Raw genomic sequence first — 617 nt, 5'->3', positions numbered from 1 at the left:
GATTGCGCTACCCTAAGGTCAATCTGGGCGGCGGGACGGTCATCATGGCACGACCCGACGCTCGATATTGGTCGAGCGGGAGCCCCGATGACCGCCCTAGACGCCATTGACGCCGATGCGAGGCGCCCGCTCTCGGGCACAGGCCGGATCGCCAAGCTGGCGGCGCCGCGCAGCGCCAGGATATTGAGGCGGAACCGCGTTCTCGAAGCGATCGGTCAAAAATCGCGTTCGAGCGTCTGCTGGGTGGCTGCGCCGGCCGGCTACGGCAAGACGACGGCGGTCATCGACTACCTCGAAAGCGTCGCGGCACCGCATGTTTGGTTCCGCATCGACGAGGGCGACCAGGATATCGCGCGCTTCTTTCAATATCTCGCGCAGTCGCTCGCCTCACCCGCGGTTGGAAACCTGCCGGTCTTCGGCGTCGAGTATGCCGAGCAGCCGAAGGAATTCGCCAGGCGCTTCTTCAGAGCCTATTTCGCGCGGTTGAAGCCCGGCACCATTCTGGTCCTCGACGATTTGCAGGACGCCGACACGCCCGAATTCCGGGCGGTGCTTTCGGTGATGTTCCGTGAACTTCCTGACACGGTCCGCTGCATCTGCGTCTCGCGCACGCTGCC

Annotated in this window: 1 protein-coding gene; it reads left to right on the top strand. The window is 64.3% G+C overall.

The annotated features are described in order from the left end of the window. Positions 1-87 precede the first annotated feature (87 nt). Positions 88-617: hypothetical protein (locus AC0L2V_RS32230; RefSeq protein ID WP_473522193.1), on the top strand; the 530-nt coding region annotated here is incomplete at its 3' end.

The organism is Mesorhizobium sp. WSM4814 (assembly GCF_055811595.1).
This window is presented reverse-complemented; position numbering and strand designations above follow the sequence as displayed.